At 38.7% G+C, this 21,379-nt stretch carries 16 protein-coding genes; 10 read left to right on the top strand and 6 right to left on the bottom strand.

What is annotated here, in order from left to right; all coding sequences use genetic code 11:
* Positions 1 to 102 precede the first annotated feature (102 nt).
* A complete protein-coding gene (locus BM380_RS04645) occupies positions 103 to 1,485 on the top strand; it encodes a Na+/H+ antiporter NhaC family protein (RefSeq protein WP_090493217.1) in 1,383 nt (460 codons plus the stop codon).
* Between the two features lie 102 nt (positions 1,486 to 1,587).
* Here the strand turns inward: BM380_RS04645 and BM380_RS04650 are convergent, their stop codons facing one another.
* On the bottom strand, positions 1,588 to 4,470 hold the full coding sequence (locus BM380_RS04650; protein WP_090493219.1) for an insulinase family protein: 2,883 nt from the start codon (positions 4,468 to 4,470) through the stop codon (positions 1,588 to 1,590).
* 153 nt (positions 4,471 to 4,623) lie between these two features.
* Here BM380_RS04650 and BM380_RS04655 point away from each other — a divergent pair, with 153 nt between their 5' ends.
* The gene (locus tag BM380_RS04655; protein WP_090493220.1) at positions 4,624 to 5,043 is read left to right on the top strand and encodes an MAPEG family protein; all 420 of its coding nucleotides are present in this window, start codon (positions 4,624 to 4,626) and stop codon (positions 5,041 to 5,043) included.
* Positions 5,044 to 5,353: 310 nt separating this feature from the next.
* On the opposite strand, the gene BM380_RS04660 is transcribed toward BM380_RS04655, so the two are convergent.
* Positions 5,354 to 6,097 (bottom strand): peptidylprolyl isomerase, encoded by a 744-nt coding sequence (locus tag BM380_RS04660; protein ID WP_090493222.1) that lies wholly within the window; start codon positions 6,095 to 6,097, stop codon positions 5,354 to 5,356.
* 295 nt (positions 6,098 to 6,392) lie between these two features.
* On the opposite strand from BM380_RS04660, the gene BM380_RS04665 reads away from it, so the two are divergent.
* Both BM380_RS04665 and ushA read left to right on the top strand, forming a co-directional pair.
* Positions 6,393 to 6,587, top strand: coding sequence for a hypothetical protein (locus BM380_RS04665; protein ID WP_013463154.1), 195 nt, complete (start codon positions 6,393 to 6,395; stop codon positions 6,585 to 6,587).
* 75 nt (positions 6,588 to 6,662) lie between these two features.
* Positions 6,663 to 8,282 (top strand): bifunctional UDP-sugar hydrolase/5'-nucleotidase UshA, encoded by a 1,620-nt coding sequence (gene ushA, locus BM380_RS04670; protein ID WP_090493224.1) that lies wholly within the window; start codon positions 6,663 to 6,665, stop codon positions 8,280 to 8,282.
* Positions 8,283 to 8,451: 169 nt separating this feature from the next.
* On the opposite strand, the gene BM380_RS04675 is transcribed toward ushA, so the two are convergent.
* Both BM380_RS04675 and BM380_RS04680 read right to left on the bottom strand, forming a co-directional pair.
* On the bottom strand, positions 8,452 to 9,399 hold the full coding sequence (locus tag BM380_RS04675) for a hypothetical protein (protein WP_058155920.1): 948 nt from the start codon (positions 9,397 to 9,399) through the stop codon (positions 8,452 to 8,454).
* Positions 9,399 to 10,268 (bottom strand): type 2 periplasmic-binding domain-containing protein, encoded by an 870-nt coding sequence (locus tag BM380_RS04680; protein ID WP_090493226.1) that lies wholly within the window; start codon positions 10,266 to 10,268, stop codon positions 9,399 to 9,401. The genes BM380_RS04675 and BM380_RS04680 overlap by 1 nt, the downstream gene beginning before the upstream one ends.
* A gap of 236 nt (positions 10,269 to 10,504) precedes the next feature.
* Between BM380_RS04680 and BM380_RS04685 the strand changes: the two genes are divergently transcribed.
* The 3 genes from BM380_RS04685 (at position 10,505) to BM380_RS04695 (ending at position 18,065) form a co-directional block, all read left to right on the top strand.
* Positions 10,505 to 11,359: a S1/P1 nuclease gene (locus BM380_RS04685; protein WP_090493228.1), complete on the top strand. Its 855-nt coding sequence runs from the start codon at positions 10,505 to 10,507 to the stop codon at positions 11,357 to 11,359.
* Positions 11,360 to 11,402: 43 nt separating this feature from the next.
* Positions 11,403 to 14,609 carry a TonB-dependent receptor gene (locus tag BM380_RS04690; protein ID WP_090493230.1) on the top strand — a complete coding sequence of 1,069 codons (3,207 nt, stop codon included), beginning with the start codon at positions 11,403 to 11,405 and terminating at the stop codon, positions 14,607 to 14,609.
* A 327-nt stretch (positions 14,610 to 14,936) separates the two neighbouring features.
* Positions 14,937 to 18,065 carry a TonB-dependent receptor gene (locus BM380_RS04695; protein WP_028834127.1) on the top strand — a complete coding sequence of 1,043 codons (3,129 nt, stop codon included), beginning with the start codon at positions 14,937 to 14,939 and terminating at the stop codon, positions 18,063 to 18,065.
* Positions 18,066 to 18,113: 48 nt separating this feature from the next.
* On the opposite strand, the gene BM380_RS04700 is transcribed toward BM380_RS04695, so the two are convergent.
* Complete coding sequence (locus BM380_RS04700; RefSeq protein WP_016899145.1) at positions 18,114 to 18,545, bottom strand: MarR family winged helix-turn-helix transcriptional regulator; 432 nt, start codon at positions 18,543 to 18,545, stop codon at positions 18,114 to 18,116.
* A 152-nt stretch (positions 18,546 to 18,697) separates the two neighbouring features.
* Here BM380_RS04700 and hmgA point away from each other — a divergent pair, with 152 nt between their 5' ends.
* A complete protein-coding gene (gene hmgA / locus BM380_RS04705) occupies positions 18,698 to 19,999 on the top strand; it encodes a homogentisate 1,2-dioxygenase (protein ID WP_090493232.1) in 1,302 nt (433 codons plus the stop codon).
* 7 nt (positions 20,000 to 20,006) lie between these two features.
* The gene (maiA, locus tag BM380_RS04710) at positions 20,007 to 20,636 is read left to right on the top strand and encodes a maleylacetoacetate isomerase (RefSeq protein WP_090493234.1); all 630 of its coding nucleotides are present in this window, start codon (positions 20,007 to 20,009) and stop codon (positions 20,634 to 20,636) included.
* A 9-nt stretch (positions 20,637 to 20,645) separates the two neighbouring features.
* Here maiA and BM380_RS04715 read toward each other — a convergent pair whose 3' ends face one another.
* Positions 20,646 to 20,879 carry a TIGR02647 family protein gene (locus BM380_RS04715; protein ID WP_008112333.1) on the bottom strand — a complete coding sequence of 78 codons (234 nt, stop codon included), beginning with the start codon at positions 20,877 to 20,879 and terminating at the stop codon, positions 20,646 to 20,648.
* 103 nt (positions 20,880 to 20,982) lie between these two features.
* Here BM380_RS04715 and BM380_RS04720 point away from each other — a divergent pair, with 103 nt between their 5' ends.
* Positions 20,983 to 21,285, top strand: coding sequence for a DUF1496 domain-containing protein (locus BM380_RS04720; RefSeq protein WP_013463144.1), 303 nt, complete (start codon positions 20,983 to 20,985; stop codon positions 21,283 to 21,285).
* The last annotated feature ends 94 nt before the right edge of the window (positions 21,286 to 21,379 follow it).

Here is a 21,379-nt window from a genome sequence, read left to right on the forward strand (position 1 = left end):
GCAGTGACTTGGAAAATGATTTAACAACAAACTTATCATCTTCTTTGTTTTTGTATAAGCAGTTTACTTTTTAAATCTGCTTTTAATTTTGTGATCTTATAAATGCTTGAACCTTCTGCGTTAACTCTACTGCCGCCTGCGGTAGTGGTTGTATTGGCTGTTGTTTTACGCCGCCCTATTTTATCGTTACTGATTGGTGCATTAGTTGGCCTTGTTTTAACTGACCCTAGCAAAGTTCTCTCAAATTTTGCCAGCACATCACTCAAAGTAATGACTGATGAAACCATTGGTTGGTTAATACTTGTGTGTGGCGGCTTTGGTGCGCTTATTGCCTTATTAGTACGCACTGGAGGGGCTTCTGCGTTTGGTAGTTTGGCTTTAAAGTACACCCGAGGTAAACGATCCTCCTTATTTATGACCTTTTGTTTGGGTGTCGTGATATTTATTGACGATTATTTAAACGCGCTTACCGTGGGTGAAACCATGAAGCGGATCACCGACAAATTTAAAGTGAGTCGTGAAATGCTCGCTTACGTTGTTGATTCAACGGCAGCGCCTATTTGTGTACTCGTCCCTTTGTCAACGTGGGCTGTATTTTTTGGTGGCCTGTTAGTGGATAACGGCATTGCAGAAGAAGGCAAAGGCATTGCCGTTTATATTCAAGCCATTCCGTACATGTTTTATGCCTGGTTTGCGGTGTTGACTGTGGTGCTGGTTATTGCCGGCGTGATCCCTACTTTTGGCCCCATGAAAAAAGCCGAGCAACAGGCGCTAACTCACGCTCCTACTTTAGAGCCTGCGATTTATACTCAAGTACAAACCGCCGATGAATATGCAGTAAAAGCAGCGGAGGAACACTTTGAAGATGCGGATCCTAAAGGTAAGTTATATAACTTTTTGTTGCCGATTATTTTATTAGTCGCATTTACCGTATATTTTGAAATAGATGTGTACAAAGGTCTATTAGCGACAATGGCTGTCACTTTGCCATTTTATGCGTTACAAAAATTAATGAGCTTTAGCGAAATGATTGAGCGTATGCTGGATGGTTTTAAAAGTATGATCCCCGCAATTGGAACCGTGATTGCCGCCTTTATTTTTAAAGATGTATGCGACTTAATTGGCTTACCACAATTTGTGATTGGCAGCTTAAGCCCGTATATGACCGCTGGCTATTTACCTGCGGTGGTATTTATTGCGATGTCGATATTAGCGTTTGCGACGGGTTCAAGTTGGGGGATTTTTGCGGTTTCAATTCCTATTGTCATGCCCCTTGCGACGGCGGTTGATGCAAATATTCCATTGGTGATTGGCGCATTACTTTCAGCGTCTTCATTTGGTAGCCAAGCCTGTTTTTACTCTGATTCAACCGTACTAGCAGCACAAGGCTCTGGCTGTAATTTGATCAGTCATGCTGTAACGCAATTACCTTATACCTTAATTGCTGCAGGCTTTGCCATCATTGGCTTTTTACTTATGGCCTAACATGGCAATGGTAGCCATTTTACTAAAACCATAATTAACGCCGTTAAAACAAAACCCAGTCAACAATGGCTGGGTTTTGTTTGGTTTTTGAGTAATTTCAACTTACTTTTGCAATTTTATATCGCTGTAGTAAGCATCTAAACTTGTCACTTTAGTTTGGTTTGGCAAATCAGCAAACTCGCTATCACTAAACTTACTGCCACGTAATTGCACATTTAAGCGGGCTGCTTGTGGATTTAACATGGTTTGCTGGTAGTAGTCTTTAATATCAGCAAGGGTGACCTTTTCTACTTCTGCAATTAGCTTTTGTTTTGAATCAAAATCAAAGTTTTCACGGTACCAATCGTTAATCAATGGACTCATTTCGTCACTTAAATTCTTTGGCTGTTCTTTTAACGAGACCAACGTTGCATTTTTAAGCTGTGCAAATGTCTCTTCACTCATGGCATTAAGCTCAGAAGCGTACTCTTTTTTGAACTTATCAAAGCGTACTTGAATTTCTTTTGGCCCTTTAACCGGCGTTTGAATAAATAATCCAATACCAGAGTAATCCTCAATAGGACGCGCTAATGCCCCTACCGCATAAGCTAGTTGTTCTTCGGTACGCATTTTGTCAAACGCGATTGTTCTAAAGTGTCCTTGTAAAACCGCCGCCTGCGCTTTTTGTTTGTAACCTGGCGTTGGGTGAATGGTCATATCGACAACGGCTACATCGGCTACATCAATATCTTTGTGTAATACGCGCGCTTCACCTAGTTGTGGTAACCAGGCTTTACTGCGAGCAAACTCAGATTTTGTATGATTATTTGGTAAAATAGCCGTTAATTCAGCAGCAATGGCATCAATATCTTTTTGATTATAGTTACCATAGCTAAATACGCGTAAGTTATTATTCGCTAAGGTGCTTTGCTTTAATGCTTGTAAATCAGCGAGTGTCAATGATTGAGCTGCCTTAATAAGCGCGTCAGTATCAAAACTACCGGTTCGAGTCAGTTTTGAATATTCACTAAACGCTTGTGCATACGGGAACTGTTTTTGCTGATTGAGTAAATCACGTTGATAACGGTCAATCGCTTGATTAAATGCTTGTGATGAAATTTCATCGTCAAATCCAGCTAACGCTTGTTTAAGTAAGGTATCTTGTTTATCGGTAAAACCACTTAATGATAAAACTAAGCCATTGCTTGAGCTTAAATTAACATTCATACCGGCAATAGCCGCTTCGGTTCGTAGCTGACTTAATTGAGTGTTATATAAATCTGCCCACACAGAATAAAGGACGGTTGAGTTAATATCACGCAACCCTGTTTGTGTGTTGATATACACCTCAACTAAACCTTTGGGTTGCTCTGCAAACTGCTGGCTTGCTTGGCGCCAAATTTTTACACCGTTTTTATCATAGCTAAGTTCTGGGTGTTTTTGCTCTTTAAAAGCCTGCGTTTTAATTGCAAAACTCTCTGGCAGTAAGTTGTTAACACTTGGTAAGGCTAAATTAAATTCACTTGGTTTTTCCCAGCTGGCAATTTCTGCGTCGCTAATATCACTAATTCGGTATTTACCATCATAAAAATGTAATTGTGAATCAGTATCTTCTTGTTGAGAAATATACCAAACACGTAAGGTGTCTGCGTTAAGTTGTTTTAGTACATTATTAACCGCATCAGCATCAAACTTAGCGTAGTAGTATGGTGCGTTTATCGCATGATTTAACGGGTAATCTTGCATGCTTTGAGTCAGCGCACTGACGTAGTTAAACTCATCGCCTTTTTCTAAAAATTTAAACTGGTTATTCAAAGAGGTGCGAATTTCATTAAAGTACTTACTATTAACACCTTCACGTTTAATTAAATCAATATATTGCATAATAGTCGCAACAATGGCTTCGCGGTTTTTCATGCCCTCATCAGTCAGCTCTATGTTCACATTTAAAGAGCCATAGTTACCATATTGATTTGGTGAAGCAGATGCTGATAACTGCGATACCCAGCCTTTATCACGTAATATTTGTGCTGGGCTACCTGGCATTTCATTGCTAAGTAAATAGGCAACAAAACGATTAGGTTTTACTGCAAATTCAGTTTGATTATTAGTGATTGTAAAGTCGAGCTGTAATTGTTTAACGTCTTCGTTTGGCGAGTAAAAAACACGTTTACCACCGGCATTATCAAAATTTAGCTTGGCTGATACTTTTGGCTTTTCAATATTTTTATTTTTAATATCAGCGAAGTATTTTTCTGCTTTTTTCTGCATTTCTTCAAGCGGTAAATTAGAAATTAACGCCACTTTCATAATATTTGATGAATAATATTTATTATAAAAATCAACTGTTTCTTTGTGTAATGAACTATCAGCTTTATCGCCTAACGTTTCAAGGTTACCAATTAAGAATCGATTAGCTGGGTGTTCACCCATCATTTTACGTGCAAGTTTAAATTGGCCAAAAAAGTCCATTTCACGACGCATTGACCACTCAGCATTCACTGCGTTTTTTTCTTTTTCTGTGTATTCTGGGTAAAGCTTAGGGGCTTTAAAAAAGTCTGAAAAGCGGTCTAAGCCTTCATCAAACGCATCGTTATTAATTTTAAACATGTAGTTTGTAATATCGAGCCACGTATAGGCATTATGCGCTCCGCCGTTTTTAGTCATAAAATCAGAGTACCCTTTAGTGTCAGGGTAGCGCTCAGTGCCTAAAAACAACATATGTTCTAAATAATGCGCCATACCTTGCTGGCTCATTGGGTCGTGCAGCAGGCCGACGCCGACACTCAATGAAGCAGCCGATTTTTCTGCGCTTGGATCAGAAACTAAAATCACTTCAATATCATTGGCAAGTGTTAGTGTTTTATATTCACGGTTATCGTTAGGACTGACAACAAGCGTTGGTGATAAAAGTGATGTTTGTGGTGATTGAGTAAGTGTGGCGGTATTCGAACAACCGCTTAATATTGCCAGTGCAATTGCACTTAAGCCGATGATGTGTTTCATTTTAGTTATATCCATTGCTGTTAAATATGGGCTTAGTGTTATAAAAAGACTAAATCACTTATAAACTACCATTATCAATTAATACTATGCTACTAATTAGCACTTAATTGTGTAACACATTGTGAATAGTTAATATAAATAATAAGGTAAGTTATGGAAAAGATAATAATAATAGCCATGTTCGTTCAGGTAACACTTTCATTAGTTGTGATGGTAATAATGGGAAAACGACGTTTTGCGGCGGCTAAAAACAAACACATACAGTTAAGTGACTTTGCTGCTATGCGACTTGATAATGCGGGCGATCATGTCAGAGTCGCTGATCGTAATTTTAGCAATCAATTTGAAATACCTGTGCTTTTTTATGCGGGTTGTTCACTTGCTTTACAGCTTAATATGGCGAGTGTCCCTATTGCAGTATTGGCGTGTATATTTGTAGCGACACGCATTATTCATAGCCTCATTCACCTTGGTAGTAATCATTTAAGAGCCCGTTTTAGAGTATTTTTGCTAGGCTGCTTATCTGTGTTTGTAATATGGGTAATGTTACTGGTGAGCGTACTTTACAACTAGGGTCTGATGACCTTTCAAGGTTAAATTTGCAGCAGTCTGTTTGGTATTTAGGCAAGGCAGAGCCTATGTGGTGTGGTTATTCCCCATAAATAGGCGATAATGCAGCATCAATGCCAAACAGGCGGTGCCCTTCGGGTTCTGCCTAGGGGCGGTTTACTCTTTGTTGCTCGGTTTTTACTTAGCCCACTAGGTTACAAACCTCGCGCCGCGATTAAACCGCCCCTAGTTTGAACAAATTGTAATCCGCAAAGATCAACAGACCCTAACTAAAAAAACGGCGGCTATGATAAGTCGCCGTTATTTTTACGGCTTATTTAGTGCGTTTTAACCTAGGTGCTACAAGCAATAGTGCGCCTAATAACCATGCCATACTGCCACTAGAGTCTGAACTTTGTGGTGGTGTCACTTCTACGTTATCAATTAATGTATTCTCTTTAGGTGTTAAATTTTGTGCTGAATTAGGATCGTCATCAAGCACAACCACCGTTTGTATTGACACTAAGTTTTGATTACTAATAACCACATTTTCATCTGAACATTGCTCTTTAGTAATACCAACCAATGGTACCTCTGCACAATGAACTAAGGCCGCTATTTTATCTAAAGTTTCTTGGCTTTGTGCTGTTATTTGTCCGAAAACGGTAAACCCACCATTTTGTAAATCTAAGTTTTGGCTGTTATCACTCATATTAAAAAACCATTGGCTAGTGGCGCTGTTTTCATTGCCGCCCTGCTTTGCCATGGCAATTGTGCCTTTTACATTTGAGTAAACAGGTTCGTTAATAACCGCTGGCTTGGTTGTAATGGGATCCATTTTGTCAGAAAAAGTAAAGCCTCCTCCTTGAATGACAAACTTATCAACAGAGCGGTGTATTACTGTTTGATTATACGCAGCATCATTAACATAACTTAGGAAGTTTTCTACAGTTTTAGGTGTTTGATGATCAAACAAGTTAATTTCTATCGTTCCTTGGCTCGTTTGCATTTCGACTATGGTTGCTGCGCTTGAAAAGCTCGCTGCAGTTAAAATTGACGCTAAGATAAGCTTCTTCATTATTATTCCTATTTTTTATTGTCATTAGGCGTCATAGAGTAGTGTTATTCATTTTATAAATCGATACATAAGTACTTAACGCTACAATTCATATCAAAGTAATTACACTGCAGTTACAACTGTTTACATTTTAATTTTAAACACGTTATGGAGAGTTAATTGTCTGAGTGCCTTGGTGTACATCACGGTGACTCTTTTTTTATTAACTTTAAGCCTAGCAAGGTACTTAAAAAGCCCCTTATCAATCACTCTTTTTTTGTTATCATCAGCCTACACAGTGATAGGAGTAAATATAATGGCAAACAACACGACTATTTGTGACTTTGGGCTACACCAAGGTGAACCATACACCCAGCTTCCCGTCAGCTTTTTGAAATGGATGATTGATGTAAATCATCAAAAATCTCAATACGCACATGATGAGCTCGCACGCAGAAAACGGGTTGTAGAGCAGCAACGTGAAGTCTCATTGGCTGAAAAATATGAATAAGTGCGTTTTTTTAACCTCGAACTAGTTTAAACTAGCCGCCTACTATACTGAGTTTTGTTAATCGATAGGTATTTTATGCGTACTCTTGTTTTTCTCATTTTATTTCTTGGTTTATATGGCTGTGCCAGTGACTCTGTCAATAAACCTGCAGCACACTATTTAACTGTTCTTCATACCAATGATAATCATGGTCGTTTTTGGCATAATGAAAAAGGCGAATATGGTATGGCTGCGCGTAAAACCCTAATCGACCAGCTAAGAGCCGATGCAAAAGCACAAGGGCATCAGGTTTTATTATTATCAGGTGGCGATATTAATACCGGTATTCCTGAATCAGATCTACAATTTGCTGAGCCCGATTTCAAAGGCATGTCGAAAATTGGCTATGACGCAATGGCACTAGGTAACCACGAGTTTGATAATCCATTAAGTGTATTAAGACAGCAACAGCAATGGGCTAATTTCCCTCTTTTATCGGCTAATATCTTTGATAAACAAACTAATGAAACTATCTTTGAACGTTATAAAATATTCAACAAAGGCGGCTTAACAATTGCAGTAATTGGGTTAACAACGACAGACACCGCTAAAATTGGTAACCCGCAATACATTGGCCACTTAGATTTTAAAGATCCGGTTGAAATAACCGCCTCACTTACCCAAACATTAAAAGCAAAATACAATCCCGATATTACTATTGCGGTAACGCACATGGGGCATTATGTAGATGCCAATTATGGAATAAATGCCCCAGGTGATGTCACACTTGCCCGCTCTTTAGATAAAAATGCCCTTGATATGATTATTGGTGGCCATTCCCAAGAGCCAGTGTGTATGGCTGCAGAAAATGTCACAGATGAGAATTTTAAGCCAGGTTTAGCCTGTAAACCTGATCAGCAAAATGGAACCTGGATAATGCAAGCCCATGAATGGGGTAAGTATGTGGGTAAAGCGGAGTTTAAATTAGAAAACGGTCAATTATCATTGCTAAGTTATCAATTATTACCCGTTAATTTATACGTAGATAAAAAGCAAAAAGACGGTAGCGTAAAATCCGTACTTGCTGCAAATTACATTAAACCAGATCCAGCGCTACAAACCTTTTTAGCGGCGTACCAACAAAAAGGGGCAAAACAAATTGAAGGTAAAATTGGCTTTGTGAATGACAGACTCGAGGGTGATCGTAACAAAGTACGCTTTGAGCAAACTAACCTTGCTCGCGTTATTATTCAAGCGCAAATGAATACCGTAGGTGCCGATTTTGGCATTATCAGTGGTGGTGGTGTTCGCGATAGCATCAATGCGGGTGACGTGAGTTATAAAGACATACTCAAAGTACAGCCTTTTAAAAACCGTGTCGCCTATATCGATTTCAAAGGCAATGATATTTTAACCTATTTAAATGTCGTGACGCGTTTCCCACCAGACTCTGGAGCCTACATGCAATACCACAACTTAGCCTTTGAACTTAAAGAGGATCAAGTAACTAACGTGTTCATCGCCGGCAAGCCGCTTGATATAAACAAAACATACCGCATGAGTATTAATGAATATAATGCTTCTGGTGGCGATAGTTACCCTAAAATTACTCACATGAAAGGATTCGTAAGCACCGATGAAACGGACTCTCAGGCATTAAAACGATTTTTTGCAGAGCACAGCCCTGTTGATGCACATGAGTTTGCACCTAAATAGTAATCTGTATTGAACAGTGATGAGTGTCATTGATATATAATGACACTCATAATTCAGGTTTATGTTATCACCAAGCCAATTTAAGCGCACTTCAACCCACAAACCTCTCACACTCTATTTAAGTTGGTAGCTCTCTTAACCAGAGTTAAGATTAAGTAGCAAAGCACGATTACTTTCCTATTATTTCTATATTTCCTTGACCCACATTTGCTAACCCATAACTGTGCATTCGTGAGCGTGAGCCCTCTCCAAATGCTTTCGGTGGGTAGTATAATCCCTTTTGTTCAGGGCAATCATTTAACACATCATCCAGTGACGCACGAATTTCACTCAATGTTTTCTCTAGACTGTTATTAAAGTTTGGACGTTTTCTTACTGTATGACCAAGCTCAACTAAACGATAGAAATATTTATTGGCAAGCTCTATCAATTCCTCGGGTACATTCTTGTTATGATTAAGCTTGATCTCTGGATTGTTAGTGCAATATTCCACAAGCGCTAAATAAAAACATAACGGTTTGTTTGCCAAAGCTACTTGGTGCTCCAAAGAAACGCTACTCGATAATGTTTTACTTTTTAAATCAATAATCAGGGTTAATGGTTTTGACTCTGTAGTATTTGATTCTGCGTGAACAACCTGTTTTTCATCACTTTTTTTAATATAGGCTAATTTTATTAGGTATGTTAGTAATATGCTAAGAATAAAAAGCATCCCATAAATAGCTACCACATCACCCGTAAAATACGGCTGTCTCAAAGAGAAAACGATGAACACCACACCATTATTACTATTTAACTCTCGAATAAACTCTGTGTAAGTTTTTAAAGAAGCATCAAATTCATGCTGTGGCGTTATAGCTACAACCTCAATACCGGTACTATCAATAAAGGTGTTTAAGGTTTGAATATAATTAAGTAAAGCTGCTTTATTACCTGAGTGTTTAAGCAGCTCATTTGATAAATCTAACAAAGGTAAGTCTAAAGCGATTCGTTTTTCTATTTGTATTATTTGTAATTTATTTACTTGCTGTTGTTTTTGCATTGTCGAAATATAAAAAACAGACGAGAAAACCAAGAATAAAAAAATTGTGCATATTATCCATATTAACCTATTCATTACGATTCCCCTATAAAGGTAACGGGGTAACTGTTGCACTGCCAATATGGCTCAACATCTTGATAATATTGAAACGATTGTTCTTTAGACATACTCAATAAGTGAGACTGTACAGCACAGAGTAAATCAGTATTGTTATGCTGCATTTTTAAGTACCAACGGGTGCCTGCCACATTACTACTAATAGGCGTAATATAATTTTTTGAAAAACGCTGACTGTCACTTTCTCTCCAAAAAGAGGCAATAAGGTCTACTTCCCCGTTCGCCAATAATTCTCTCAACTCATTGTGTGAACTCGCATAGGTTATTTTTAGCTGAGCAATGTTTAGGCCTAGCTCTTTAAAGGCTTGTTTGGGTAAAATGTGTCCTGAGCGACTCGTTGGATAATCTAACAGACCGATTTTTTTATCTAAAAAATATTGTTTGCTGATCTTAGGTTTTTCTTTTGAAGAGATAAAAAATGCAGTGTAATCAGAAAAGCCAACCACAGGCTGATAGTTGTAAGTAGATTCAGCCTTAAACGCATCCATAATATTATTTTTCGCTAAAATTAAATCTGCAATACCTTTACCTACAAACTCTAAGCTATCAACGGTTCTATATCCCCAATAGCCAATGACAGAGCCATACTGTTTTGCCACTACTTTGTCGCCACAGAGATTTTGAGTAAGTAATTGAGCAACGTATTTTGAGGGGGTAAATACTATAAGTTGACTCTTATTAGCCGTTGCCGTTGTTTGACATGTCGTTGATGTCTCTATTATCACTGGGAATGTTATATCTTCCTCGCCCACAATAACTTGACCTAAAAACCAACTTAGCAACACGCCCAGAAACATAAATGTAACAATCGCTGTTTTATGCAACATTAACTTCTTAATATTCAAAAAACACCCATTTAAATTAGAGTAATAGCTCATTTGAACAATTTTAATTACTTATTACAACAGGTAATTTTACCTGTGAAACCCAAGCCATTGAATAAAAACAATTTTAAACAAGAAAATATGAATTTTATTGAGTCCTTTCTATCAACTAAAAAAATGAGGACAATTGACCTTATCAGCGTTTACAAAATAAATGTCACACTAACTAGGATGCTTCAATGTACAAAAATGTAAAATATTCGCTTTCTTTAACACTTTTAATTAGTGCAATATTTGCAAGCACAGATTGTAATGCTTGGGGCCAAAACGGGCATCGTGTAGTGGGTAAAATTGCAGAGTCACACATAAGCGAAACTACTAAGACTGCACTTATCCCCTATCTCAACGGCGAATCTTTAGCTCAGATTTCAACATGGCCTGACGAAATGCGATCTGCACCAGGTGACTTTTGGCAAAAAAAATCATCTCGTTGGCATTACATTAATGCTGATGACAACGCGACCTTTAGTTTTGACCACGACCATACTAAACACAAAGAATCAGTAACAAACATATTAGAAGGCATTCACTACTCTATCCGCGTGTTGAAAGATGATAAATCAAGCCTTGCAGCAAAGCAGTTTAGCTTGCGTTTTTTGGTGCATTTAGTGGGTGACAGCCATCAACCATTTCATGCAGGAAGAGCAGAAGATAGAGGCGGCAATCGCGTTAAGGTTTCTTTTTTTAATCAACAGACCAACCTTCATAGCTTATGGGACACCAAGTTAGTAGAAAACGAAAACTTATCTTTTACTGAATACGCTCAGTTTATAAATACCAACAACAGCGAGCTAATTAGTGAATATTTACAAAGTACACCAACAAGCTGGCTTGAAGAGTCGCACAACTTAGCCCTAAAAATATATGAATCAACAGAAGAACAGATTAGCTACGACTATATCTACAACAACACCCCTATTGTGAAAACACGCTTGCAACAAGCGGGAATTCGCTTGGCTGGATTGTTAAATACATTATTTGATCCTGCTAACACGCAATCAAAAATGACCTTAACACAGCAAACACAAAAATAAATTTAGTTTCTAACTTAAATCATCTACATGGGAAATCAACATTATGACTAAGCTTCGCCTTTCGAAATTAACTGGGGCTGTAATTCTTGCTCTAGGAGTTTCAACAAGCGCTATGGCTGCTGACACTTCATCTGCAATGCGTGGTAAAATAACCACACCTTCAGGTGCGAGCGCTGCAAACGTTAAAATTAAGGTTGTTCATCAACCAACCGGCACAATTAGTGAACTAACTACCAATGAAAGTGGTACTTTCATTGCGAATGGTTTACGTGTTGGTGGACCTTACACTGTGATCATCGACTCTGATACGTTTAACGATACTACCGTTGAAAACATCTTTTTAAACCTTGGCGAAACTTACAGATTAACATCGCAATTAGCGCCGCTAAACATTGAAAAGATTGAAGTCTCTGGTTATAAAATTGTACAACAATCAGGTGGCTCTAGTAGTACGTTTGGCGAAGATACTATCAATAATATGCCTAGCTTTAACCGTGACATTAAAGATATCGCACGTTTAAATCCGCTTGCGAGTATTAATGGCAGTGGTGAGCTAACTTTTGCCGGCAGCAACCCACGTACGAATGGTTTAACCGTAGATGGTATTGGCCAAAATGATGACTTTGGTTTAAGTTACGGCGGCTACCCGACTTCACAGCCTCCAGTAGCCCTTGATGCAATTGAGCAAATATCTGTTGATGTTTCTCCATTCTCTGCCTCTAAAGGTAACTTTGGTGGTGGTACTATTAACGCGGTAACTAAGTCAGGTACTAACGAACTTAAGTTTTCTGGTTTTTACGAAACATCAACACCTGATATTGCAGGCGATGTAGACAGCATCTCTCAAGTGTTTGCTGATAACCGCCCAGTTTTAGATGACGATGGCCACCGTACATATATTGTTGAACAAGTAGAACCTAACCAAACTGAAAAACGCTACGGTTTTAATGTTGGCGGCCCGATTATTGACGATACCTTATTTTACTTTGTTAACTACAATAAATGGTCAAGCGAACTAGATTTAGACTATGGTTTCGAAGGTTCAGGTGCAACTAACGAATACGATGTGAGTGAAGAAAGCTATAACCGTTTCCTTAATATTCTAAATAACGAATACGGTTTAACCGATTCTCTTGGTGGCGATCCTAAAGACACCAACGAAACATTACTTGTAAAGCTAAGCTGGAACATTGCCGATGATCATCGTTTAGATTTTACCTATCAGTGGCAAGATGACAAAGATGAAACAAACTTTGGAACTGGTGGTACATCAGTTCAGTTTGCATCAAGTCGTTATACCTACGCAACCAAGTTTAATAACTTTGCTACCAAGCTATATTCAGATTGGAATGAAGACTTTTCAACTGAAATCGGTATTGCATACAAAGATGTATCATCGAGAAGTTTAACAAATTCTGATATTGGTAGCGTTAAAGTTGAAGAATACTTCCGCGGGCCTTCTTATAACTTTGGTACCGATGAGTTTCGCCATGCAAATAGCTCAGCAACAGAAAATTTAACACTTTCTCTTGATGCCACTTATTTAATGGACGAGCATGAAATTAACTTTGGTATGCAATATGAGTCGTTAAACTTATACAACCTTTTTGCAGCTAACTCTCTCGGTTCATGGGAATTTGATAACTTTAATGGTTTCGAAAATCGTGAAGTAGGTAACTACAAAGGAAAGTACGATTTTAGCTACAGCAATGCCTTTACAAATAACCCTAATGACACCGCTTACGACGCAACCCGTAATCAATTAGCACTTTACATTGAAGATACTTTTTATGTTGGTGATGATTTAGAAGTAACGGCAGGTGTTCGTTATGAGCGTTTATCTTCTGATGATAAACCAACACTCAACGAAAACTTTTTAAACACCTATGGCTTTAGCAATCAAGAAAATCTCGATGGGTTAGATATTATTCTACCGCGTATTGGCTTTAAGTATTACGCTACAGAAGCATTAACAGTTAACGGTGGTGTAGGTCGTTTCCAAGGTGGTATCCCTAACGTTTGGTACAATAACTCATTCCAAAACGATGGCATTACTTTTGTAGATGCACCTCAAAGTGCTATTAACGATTATTATGCTAATAATCAAGCTGATATCACTCAAGTACCAGATGCCATAAAAGGCTCTTTAGTTCAAGGTGCAGGTAGCACAAACTATGTTGACCCAAATTTTGAACTACCGTCAAGCATCCGTGCACAACTTGGTTTTGAGTACGACTTTGATTCTGAGTTATTAGGTGAAGGCTTTAAATGGCAAGCAGAAATTGCTTATCACAAAAAAGAAAACGAAGCTGTGTGGCATAACACCGCCATTAAACCTGTAGGTGTAGCGGCAGACGGCGAACGTATTATCTATGAAAGTATTTACAGCGGTGATTTAGCTGATAACTTTGATATAGCAATGACTAACTCAACTGATGATGGTCGTTCTGTTATTATTACAACAGCACTAGCTAAAGAGTGGGAAAATGGCCTTTATATTTCAGCAAGCTATGCGCATCAAGATGTAACAGAAGCGTCTTCAGGTTCTTCTTCACGTGCACAAAGCAACTATCAGTACAATATCACTAAGAGCCGAAATGAAGACTTTGCTGCCCGTGGTGCGTATGAAGTAGAGCATAGCTTTAAAGTTAATTTAGCGTATAACACTGAGTTCTTCAGTGGTTATGCCACAAGATTTAATGTGTATTTTGAACGTCGCTCTGGTCGTCCATTTAGCTATACTATGGGTATGTATCAAGATAGTGACTTAGGTGATACGCGTGACTTTTATTCAAGCTCAGCTTATTTAGCGTATATTCCAACTGGTGCAGATGATGCAAACGTAAACTGGGATGAATCAGGGCTATCATGGAGTGAACTTGAGACACTACTTAATAGAGCGGGTATTTCTGAGCGAGGTCAAATCTTAGACCGTAACTCAGGCACGCAACCATGGGTTACCACTATGGATATTAGCGTTAAACAAGAGATCCCAGGTTTTGCAAAAGGTCATAGCGGTGAGGTTTACTTTATGATTGATAACTTTGCTAACTTATTAAACAGTGATTGGGGCGTAGAAAAGCGCTTAGGTTTCTCTGACCAAGCAGTTTACGACTTTGGCGGCTTAGACGATCAAGGTCGTTATATAATTGATAGCAGATTTAATGGCGCTGATGTTCGTAACTATAGCCAATATCAAACTAGCTCGTCTGCTTGGCAAGCTAAAATTGGTGTTAGCTATAAGTTTTAATACATAGCCTGTACATCAAAAACTCGTAAAATTAAAAAAGCCATTACATGCATGTAATGGCTTTTTTTATGGAAAAAATCACTTTTCATCTGTTTGTCATAAAAACTACTTACTATTTGCACGGTAAAATATTGAAACATAGATAAAATGCTAAATTTCATAAATAAAGTGTTTTATAATAAAAAAATTACAGTTGTATTTTATTTGTAACAAACAAATGAGGTACACTATGTAAGTATTTTGGGTTAAGTGTATTTTGCGGTCGCTTAATCCAAAATTAAAATAAAAAAGCTATTAAAAGTTTATTTAACTACACGGGAAAATAAAATGAAAATTCAACTTCGCAAAACAGCTCTATCACTTGCTATAGCAGCATGTGTTGGTGTGAGTGGTGCTGCAATTGCAAACGAAACAACCTCTGCAATTAAAGGTCAAATAAAGGGTCCTAACGGTAACCCTGCTGCAGGAACTAAAATTACTATTTTACACGTTCCTTCAGGCTCTGTTAAAACAACTGAAGTAAATGACGCTGGTTACTTTACTGCTAAAGGTCTTCGTGTTGGCGGCCCTTACAAAGTAATTGTAGACTCAGACATCTACGCTGACCAAGAGTTCAATAATATTATCTTGAACATTGGTAGCGACTACCCTGTTAATACTTCACTTGAAAATATCTCAGATGTTGAACAAATTGTAGTAACTGGTCGCCCTATTAGCACTATGTCTGGTGGTACGGGTCCTGCTTCAACATTCACATTAAGCGATCTTGAAAATCAACCAGCTATTAACCGTGATTTAAAAGATATTATTCGTATTGACCCTCGCGTTGCTATCGATGATAGCCGTGGTTCAATCAACTGTGGTGGTGGTAATCCACGTTTTAACAGCTTAACCCTTGATGGCGTTCGCATGAACGATAACTTTGGTTTAAGCTCAAACGGTTACCCTACTATTCGCGCTCCGTTCTCTTTTGATTCAATCGAGCAAGTAGCGGTAGAATTAGCCCCTTTTGATGTTCAATATGGTGGTTTCACATCATGTAACATTAATGCAGTTACCAAATCTGGCGGCAACGACATTCACGGTGGTGTATTCTACGATTACACTAACGATTCGATGAAAGGTGATAAGATTGAAGGTAATGACGTTGATAATGGCGATTACAGTGAAAAACGTTATGGCTTTAACGTTGGTTTACCGCTAATTAATGACACGCTTTTCCTTTTCACTTCTTACGAAAAACTTGAAGGTGTTAAACAGTTTAACTATTCATCTTTAGTATCGTCAGCAGACATCGAGCGTATTAAACAAATTACACGTGATGTTTATGGTTACGAAGCCGGTGCAACACCAGCAAGCTCACCAGTAGAAGACGAAAAAATCTTAGTGAAGTTAGACTGGAACATCAACGATGACCACCGTGCTAACCTAATTTATAACTACAATGATGGCTTTACCTTATCGCAATCAGATGCAGATGGTGATGAGCTCGCATTTGACAGCCACTTTTATGAGCAAGGCGCAGAGTTCACTTCAATCGTTGCATCACTTTACTCTGATTGGAATGACAATTTTTCAACTGAAGTTCGTTTAGGTAAATCAGAGCTTGACGCTCGCGTTCAATCTTTAGACGCAGCAAGCGGTTTTGGTGAGTTCCAAATCAGCACTGACGACGCTACTGTGTACGTTGGTCCTGATGACTCTCGTCAATCAAATGATTTAAACTACGATACCACAACAGCTAAATTCTCGGGTACCTACTACCTTGATCAGCACACGATTACCGCTGGTTTTGAGTATGAAAAGTTAGAAGTATTTAACCAATTCGTACAACATACTGAAGGTGAATGGCGCTTTGCATCTATCGATGCTTATGAGCAAGGTATTGCTAGTGCAGTATTTTACAATAATGCAGCAGGCACAAATGATCCTACAGATGCGGCTGCTAGCTTCGCTTATTCACAAAATACATTCTATGTACAAGATGAATACAGCTTTTCAGATATCGATGCATCATTAACATTTGGTCTTCGTTACGATAGTTATTCAAGCGATGATAAACCTACTTTCAACCAAAACTTTACTGATCGTTACGGTTTTAGCAATCAGTCAACGTTTGATGGTATTGATTTAATTCAACCACGTGTTGGTTTTGAGTGGTATGCAACAGATGCATTAGAAGTACGTGCAGGTGTTGGCTTGTTCTCAGGCGGTAACCCTAATGTATGGTTGTCTAACTCATACTCAAATGACGGTATTACAAATATTAGTGCTAACCAGTTTGGTAGCGTAGACTTATTTGCTCCTGAAAACGTTACAGTTACAGGTGCGGGCCCAGGTTTTGATATTCCAAAATCTCAGTTTGATAAGGTAGCTAATACGCCAATCGGTTCAGGTGATGGTACTGTTAACGCTGTTGATCCTAACTTTGAAATTCCATCAGAATGGAAATATTCAGTAGGTGCAACCTACACTACTGAAAACGATTATGTTATTGCTTTAGATTACCTTTACACTGATAAACGCGATGCAGCGACATTACAAGATATCGCACTTCGCCCTACAGGTGAAGTTAGCTTTGACGGTCGTCCTTTGTATGAATCAATTGAAGGTCGTGATGGCGAGCTTTTATTGACTAATGTTAACGGCGATAGCGGTTCATCATCAATCATTTCAGCAGCAGTGAGCAAAGCGTTTGATAATGGCGTTAGCGTTCAGTTCTCATACGCTTACACTGATGCAGATGATGTAAACCCAATGACTAGCTCTGTAGCCAGCTCAAACTACGGTAACCTAGCAACATCAAACCCAGGTAACCCTGGCGTAGCATCATCTGATTACGAAATCCCACATCGCTTTACATTAAACCTAGGTTATAAACACGAGTTCTTCGATGGTTATAACACTCGCTTTAACCTATTTGGTGAAGCATACAAAGGTTTACCATATAGCTTTACTTACAAGAGTAATCGTGACACCGGTGCGGGCGATATTCAATTTGGTGACGACAATTCAAATGGCGCGCGTCAATTATTGTATGTACCACTTGAAAATGATCCAAACGTTGTCTACAACATGAGTGCGGATGAAATCAATGAGTTTAACGACTTTATTGCATCTGAAGGCCTTAAACGTGGTGAAATCACAGGTCGTAACCAACAAAACTCTGATTGGTTCGTTAAATTTAACTTTAAAATTACTCAAGAAGTACCTGGCTTTATGGATGGCCATAAAGGTGAAGCATTCTTCGTAATCGATAACTTAACGAATATGTTAAACGATGATTGGGGTGTGTTAAGAAAAGGTTCTTTCGTGGGTAATAAGATGGTTGAAGTAAATATTAATGACCAAGGTCAATACGTTTACTCAAACTTCAGTGCACGTAGTGCTGAACAGTCTGTACAACGCGATGCCTCTTTATGGGAAATGCGTGTAGGTGTTCGTTACACGTTCTAATTTGATTGATTAAATTAGTGTATTTAAAAGCCCACTTAGTGGGCTTTTTTATGCCTGTAATTTATTTTTTAATTTATCAAAAATTGCGATTAGCTGATGCTGTTCAGCATCCGACAGGCAGCTTAATAATGCACGCTCCCACTGCAATGCTTGTGGCGTTATTTTTTCATATAAAGCCATGCCCTTATCACTTAGCATCAAAAATGCAGCGCGCTTATCATGCTTATTTAACTCGCTATAAATAAGCCCTTCATCAATTAGCGTTTTTACTGCCCTTGATACTGTCGACTTATCCATATCCGCTTGAGTACATAGCTGCTTTGCTGTGCTTTGCCCAGATTGTGCTAAATTAGCGATTATTCGCCACTGAGGAATAGTTAAATCAAACTCTTTTTTATAAATACTCGAAAAATCATTACTTACCAGTGTTGCTAAGTGTGTTAATTGGTAAGGCAAAAATGTCGTTAAATCTATTTTCATATTGAATCACTTATTTATTTACATACGACTTTTATTTGTTCACTTTTATTTACAAGGGTCATAATCAGTGTGTTTGATATTAGTCTCACTTGAGAGTATCTTAGCGTAAATAACAAAAATATAACACTCCCCCACTTTCATAGGAGTCAGTAATGGCGACACAATTAAACTACATGACCGGCTTTGGTAATGAATTTGAAACCGAAGCGCTGCCTGGTGCATTACCGATTGGGCAATTTAGCCCGCAAAAAGTAAAATACGATTTATACGCAGAGCAATTTAGTACCACTGCATTTACTGCTCCGCGCGCCGATAATCGCCGCACGTGGATGTACCGTATTCGTCCATCAGTTGTACAAGGCGATTACACAGCCATAGACAATGGCTTAATTAGAACAGCGCCTATTACTGAAGTGCCAACGCCGCCCACCATGCTTCGTTGGGATCCCATTGATATACCAGCAGCACCTACTGATTTTATTGATGGGCTGATCACTATGGCTGCAAATGGCAGCGCCAATGGGCAAGCCGGTATTGGCATTCATGTTTATGTCGCCAACAAATCAATGGACAAGCGCTTTTTTTATAACGCCGATGGCGAAATGTTATTTGTACCACAACACGGCGAGTTATTACTTAAAACAGAACTCGGGCATTTAAGTATTAAAGCCGGTGAAATTGCGGTCATCCCGCGCGGCATTAAGTTTCAGGTTCAATTATTAACTGACACAGCCCGTGGGTATATTTGTGAAAACTACGGCCATGCTTATGTGTTAGCTGAGCGCGGCCCTGTGGGCGCAAATGGTTACGCTAACGACCGCGACTTTCAATATCCAGTAGCGGCTTTTGAAGACATCGAAGGCGAATTTGAACTTATTGCTAAATTTAATGGCAATATGTTTCGTTGTGATATTGGTCATTCTCCTCTGGATGTTGTTGCTTGGACAGGCAATAGTGCGCCTTACAAATACGACTTAGCTCGCTTTAATGTCATGAATACCGTTAGCTTTGATCACCCCGATCCATCAATTTTCACGGTACTAACCTCGCCATCAGGCACTGAAGGCGTTGCAAATATCGATTTTGCTATTTTTCCACCGCGTTGGATGGTGGCTGAAAACACCTTCCGCCCGCCTTACTATCACCGTAATATTATGAGTGAGTTTATGGGTTTAATTGAAGGCGTTTATGATGCAAAAGAGCATGGTTTTGTACCTGGAGGGATGAGCTTACATAACTGTATGTCGCCGCATGGTCCTGAGGCGGATGTATTTGAAAAAGCGTCAAACGCGGACTTAGAACCACAACGCTACGATAATACGCTGGCGTTTATGTTTGAGTCACGTTATGTAATATCGCCAACTAAATACGCATTAGAAAGTAAAGAGCGCCAAGCTAATTACACTGACTGCTGGCGCACAATTAAAAAACACTTTAACGGCAATCAAGGGTAATTAGATTATGAAGCTTTATACTTATTTTCGCTCATCTGCAGCGTATCGTGTGCGCATCGCATTAAACCTAAAAAATATTGATCACCAGTTGGTGCCGGTAAACTTACTAAAATCAGAGCAACAAAGCACAGATTACTTACAGAAAAACCCCCAAGGACTTTTACCTGCTTTAGAAACAGAAGACGGCGTATTAGGTCAATCTCTAGCAATTTTAGAGTACCTTGAAGAGCAATACCCTGAAACACCATTACTGCCTGGTAATGCATGGCAAAAAGCACATATTCGCAATTTAAGTTATGCAATTGCGTGTGATATTCACCCGATTGATAATTTACGTGTGCTTAAGTATTTAAGTAGTGAACTCAATGTTGATGATGAAGCAAAAAATAAATGGTACCGCCACTGGGTTGAAGTGGGTTTTGAAAAAATAGAACGCATGCTCGATAGTAAAAATACATTTTGCGCAGGCGAGTCGCCAAGCTTAGCTGATGTATGTTTAGTACCGCAAGTATTTAATGCCATTCGTTTTAAAGTAGATATGGCTGCCTACCCTAAAATAGCAGCCATATATAAGCGTTGTAATGAGTTGGCAGCCTTTATTGATGCAGCCCCTGAAAATCAACCTGATGCAAACTAATAGAGTAAATTAACTTTTAAGTGCACTGTGTATTACCGTCACATGCTCAATTAAATCTAAGCCCAGTTCGGTTAAATAGCCACCATCTGGGCTATCTATAACCCCTTTATCGAACAAACGTTGTGCTGCGCTTAGTAAGGCGGGTTCAGCGTCTGAATGAAGTTTAATTCCCTGCATTTTGCTCTCGCGTGGAAATTTTGCTAGTAGTGTAAATTCGTCAATCATGGTTTGATTAAATAGCATATCTGTTCACCTTTTTATTGTTCTGTGTTTTACTTATGTTGTCTTACTTACCCTAGCATGTTTTTTTGCTAAGTGTACTTATTTTAAACACTGGAGGTTTTTGATGCGTTATTATTTTACTTCGTTTATTACTGTTTTATGCTTGTGTTTTTCAGCTTTAAGCTTCGCTAGCACAATAAAAACGCTTCCTATTGTTGATGCTACCCAGCTTATAAACACTAACACTGAGTGCTGGTATGATAATAAACGTTACAGCGAAGGAGCTATACTGCAGGTTCACTCAGTTACGCTTATTTGTGCTGCAAAGTACCCCCAACATAACAACAGTCAATTGATTTGGCTAAAGCTTGATAAGCAAGGTAACCTTATTTACCCCAAGAAGCCTGCAACTATTACTGTAAATTAATCAAGATTAACAATCTGGAATCTGCCAGCCATCTCCAAACTATTAAGATGCGGTGGGATACGTTACAATACATGCAGTTTAAAAAAGCAGTGTG

Origin of the sequence: Pseudoalteromonas sp. DSM 26666 (assembly GCF_900116475.1) — a bacterium.
GTDB classification, from domain to species: domain Bacteria; phylum Pseudomonadota; class Gammaproteobacteria; order Enterobacterales; family Alteromonadaceae; genus Pseudoalteromonas; species Pseudoalteromonas tetraodonis.

What these genes read in the sequence shown, in the direction of transcription:
- BM380_RS04685 (WP_090493228.1), top strand. Translation starts at nt 10,505, where the DNA reads ATGTACAAAAATGTAAAATATTCGCTTTCTTTAACACTTTTAATTAGT.
- BM380_RS04720 (WP_013463144.1), top strand. Translation starts at nt 20,983, where the DNA reads ATGCGTTATTATTTTACTTCGTTTATTACTGTTTTATGCTTGTGTTTT.
- BM380_RS04695 (WP_028834127.1), top strand. Translation starts at nt 14,937, where the DNA reads ATGAAAATTCAACTTCGCAAAACAGCTCTATCACTTGCTATAGCAGCA.
- BM380_RS04700 (WP_016899145.1), bottom strand. Translation starts at nt 18,545, where the DNA reads ATGAAAATAGATTTAACGACATTTTTGCCTTACCAATTAACACACTTA.
- BM380_RS04660 (WP_090493222.1), bottom strand. Translation starts at nt 6,097, where the DNA reads ATGAAGAAGCTTATCTTAGCGTCAATTTTAACTGCAGCGAGCTTTTCA.
- BM380_RS04690 (WP_090493230.1), top strand. Translation starts at nt 11,403, where the DNA reads ATGACTAAGCTTCGCCTTTCGAAATTAACTGGGGCTGTAATTCTTGCT.
- BM380_RS04645 (WP_090493217.1), top strand. Translation starts at nt 103, where the DNA reads ATGCTTGAACCTTCTGCGTTAACTCTACTGCCGCCTGCGGTAGTGGTT.
- BM380_RS04675 (WP_058155920.1), bottom strand. Translation starts at nt 9,399, where the DNA reads ATGAATAGGTTAATATGGATAATATGCACAATTTTTTTATTCTTGGTT.
- BM380_RS04680 (WP_090493226.1), bottom strand. Translation starts at nt 10,268, where the DNA reads ATGTTGCATAAAACAGCGATTGTTACATTTATGTTTCTGGGCGTGTTG.
- maiA (WP_090493234.1), top strand. Translation starts at nt 20,007, where the DNA reads ATGAAGCTTTATACTTATTTTCGCTCATCTGCAGCGTATCGTGTGCGC.
- hmgA (WP_090493232.1), top strand. Translation starts at nt 18,698, where the DNA reads ATGGCGACACAATTAAACTACATGACCGGCTTTGGTAATGAATTTGAA.
- BM380_RS04715 (WP_008112333.1), bottom strand. Translation starts at nt 20,879, where the DNA reads ATGCTATTTAATCAAACCATGATTGACGAATTTACACTACTAGCAAAA.
- ushA (WP_090493224.1), top strand. Translation starts at nt 6,663, where the DNA reads ATGCGTACTCTTGTTTTTCTCATTTTATTTCTTGGTTTATATGGCTGT.
- BM380_RS04665 (WP_013463154.1), top strand. Translation starts at nt 6,393, where the DNA reads ATGGCAAACAACACGACTATTTGTGACTTTGGGCTACACCAAGGTGAA.
- BM380_RS04655 (WP_090493220.1), top strand. Translation starts at nt 4,624, where the DNA reads ATGGAAAAGATAATAATAATAGCCATGTTCGTTCAGGTAACACTTTCA.
- BM380_RS04650 (WP_090493219.1), bottom strand. Translation starts at nt 4,470, where the DNA reads ATGAAACACATCATCGGCTTAAGTGCAATTGCACTGGCAATATTAAGC.